Consider the following 3141-nt stretch of genomic DNA (forward strand, 5'->3'; position numbering starts at 1 on the left):
ATAGGGTCAAGTGACTAAGAGCATGTGGTGGATGCCTTGGCGATGATAGGCGACGAAAGACGTGATAGCCTGCGATAAGCTTCGGGGAGCTGGCAAATAAGCTTTGATCCGGAGATTTCTGAATGGGGAAACCTACCCGCAAGGGTATCGCTGACTGAATACATAGGTCAGCGAGGCGAACCGGGTGAACTGAAACATCTCAGTAGCTCGAGGAAAAGACATCAACCGAGATTCCGAAAGTAGTGGCGAGCGAAATCGGAGGAGCCTTCTAGTGATAGCACGACTGTTAGCAAAGCGGCATGGAAAGGCCGGCCATAGTGGGTGATAGCCCCGTATGCGAAAACAGACGTGTGGTACTAAGCTAGAGAAAAGTAGGGCGGGGCACGAGAAACCCTGTCTGAACATGGGGGGACCATCCTCCAAGGCTAAATACTCATCATCGACCGATAGTGAACCAGTACCGTGAGGGAAAGGCGAAAAGAACCCCGGGAGGGGAGTGAAATAGATCCTGAAACCGCATGCTTACAAAAAGTCGGAGCCCTTAGGGGTGACGGCGTACCTTTTGTATAATGGGTCAGCGACTTACATTCAGTGGCGAGCTTAACCGAATAGGGGAGGCGTAGAGAAATCGAGTCCGAACAGGGCGTTCAGTCGCTGGGTGTAGACCCGAAACCAAGTGATCTATCCATGGCCAGGATGAAGGTGCCGTAACAGGTACTGGAGGTCCGAACCGACTAGTGTTGCAAAACTAGCGGATGAGCTGTGGATAGGGGTGAAAGGCTAAACAAACTTGGAAATAGCTGGTTCTCTCCGAAAACTATTTAGGTAGTGCCTCAAGTATTACCTGCGGGGGTAGAGCACTGTTTTGGCTAGGGGGTCATGGCGACTTACCAAACCAAGGCAAACTCCGAATACTGCAGAGTACAGCTTGGGAGACAGAGCACCGGGTGCTAACGTCCGGACTCAAGAGGGAAACAACCCAGACCGCCAGCTAAGGTCCCTAAAATTGGCTAAGTGGGAAACGAAGTGGGAAGGCTAAAACAGTCAGGATGTTGGCTTAGAAGCAGCCATCATTTAAAGAAAGCGTAATAGCTCACTGATCGAGTCGTCCTGCGCGGAAGATGTAACGGGGCTAAGCCAGTTACCGAAGCTGCGGATGTGCAATTTATTGCACGTGGTAGGAGAGCGTTCTGTAAGCCTGTGAAGGTGTCTGGTAACGGATGCTGGAGGTATCAGAAGTGCGAATGCTGACATGAGTAGCGTTAAAGCGGGTGAAAAGCCCGCTCGCCGTAAGCGCAAGGTTTCCTACGCAACGTTCATCGGCGTAGGGTGAGTCGGCCCCTAAGGCGAGGCAGAGATGCGTAGCTGATGGGAAACAGGTCAATATTCCTGTACCGATCAATAGTGCGATGTGGGGACGGAGAAGGTTAGCTCAGCCAACTGTTGGATATGTTGGTTCAAGCCTGTAGTCGTGCCTGGTAGGCAAATCCGCCGGGCTTAGATGAGGGGTGATAACGAGTCTGCTTGCAGACGAAGTGAGTGATACCCTGCTTCCAGGAAAAGCCACTAAGCTTCAGCTATTGACGACCGTACCGCAAACCGACACTGGTGCGCGAGATGAGTATTCTAAGGCGCTTGAGAGAACTCAGGAGAAGGAACTCGGCAAATTGATACCGTAACTTCGGGAGAAGGTATGCCGCAAGTAGGTGAACTTGTACAAAGGAAGCCCAAAGCGGTTGCAAAAAATCGGTGGCTGCGACTGTTTAATAAAAACACAGCACTCTGCAAACACGAAAGTGGACGTATAGGGTGTGACGCCTGCCCGGTGCTGGAAGATTAAATGATGGGGTGCAAGCTCTTGATTGAAGTCCCAGTAAACGGCGGCCGTAACTATAACGGTCCTAAGGTAGCGAAATTCCTTGTCGGGTAAGTTCCGACCTGCACGAATGGCGTAACGATGGCCACACTGTCTCCTCCTGAGACTCAGCGAAGTTGAAATGTTTGTGATGATGCAATCTCCCCGCGGAAAGACGGAAAGACCCCATGAACCTTTACTGTAGCTTTGTATTGGACTTTGAACGGATCTGTGTAGGATAGGTGGGAGGCTTTGAAGTGAGGTCGCTAGATCTCATGGAGCCAACGTTGAAATACCACCCTGGTGCGTTTGAGGTTCTAACCTAGGTCCATTAGCTGGATCGGGGACAGTGCATGGTAGGCAGTTTGACTGGGGCGGTCTCCTCCCAAAGCGTAACGGAGGAGTTCGAAGGTACGCTAGTTACGGTCGGACATCGTGACGATAGTGCAATGGCATAAGCGTGCTTAACTGCGAGACTGACAAGTCGAGCAGATGCGAAAGCAGGACATAGTGATCCGGTGGTTCTGTATGGAAGGGCCATCGCTCAACGGATAAAAGGTACTCTGGGGATAACAGGCTGATACCGCCCAAGAGTTCATATCGACGGCGGTGTTTGGCACCTCGATGTCGGCTCATCTCATCCTGGGGCTGTAGTCGGTCCCAAGGGTATGGCTGTTCGCCATTTAAAGAGGTACGTGAGCTGGGTTTAAAACGTCGTGAGACAGTTTGGTCCCTATCTTCCGTGGGCGCTGCAGATTTGAGGAAGCCTGCTCCTAGTACGAGAGGACCGGAGTGGACACACCTCTGGTGTATCGGTTGTCACGCCAGTGGCATTGCCGAGTAGCTAAGTGTGGAAGAGATAACCGCTGAAAGCATCTAAGCGGGAAACTCGTTTCAAGATGAGATCTGCCGGGGCCTTGAGCCCCCTGAAGGGTCGTTGTAGACCACGACGTTGATAGGCTGGGTGTGGAAGTGCAGCAATGCATTAAGCTAACCAGTACTAATTGCCCGTGCGGCTTGACCCTATAACTTTGACTGCCAATCGCAGCTCAAGACTGTTATGCCAAGTACGCAATCAAATCCACGCTGATTCACAGACTCTATGAATTCGCTGTGCAGTCCTCACTGCTCAGCAACCCTTTATGCCTGATGACCATAGCAAGTTGGTCCCACTCCTTCCCATCCCGAACAGGACAGTGAAACGACTTCGCGCCGATGATAGTGCGGGTTCCCGTGTGAAAGTAGGTCATCGTCAGGCTCTTACAGCCCAAACCGCCCTCCCACTA

2 rRNA genes are annotated in these 3141 nt (G+C 51.8%); both read left to right on the forward strand.

Features of this window, described 5'->3' with window-relative positions:
• The first annotated feature begins 4 nt into the window (after positions 1–4).
• Positions 5–2880: ribosomal RNA gene (locus OX89_RS11950) — 23S ribosomal RNA — on the forward strand.
• A 120-nt stretch (positions 2881–3000) separates the two neighbouring features.
• Positions 3001–3113: ribosomal RNA gene (gene rrf, locus OX89_RS11955) — 5S ribosomal RNA — on the forward strand.
• Positions 3114–3141: the final 28 nt, after the last annotated feature.

Source organism: Diaphorobacter sp. J5-51 (assembly GCF_001023515.1).
Lineage (GTDB): Bacteria > Pseudomonadota > Gammaproteobacteria > Burkholderiales > Burkholderiaceae_C > Diaphorobacter > Diaphorobacter nitroreducens.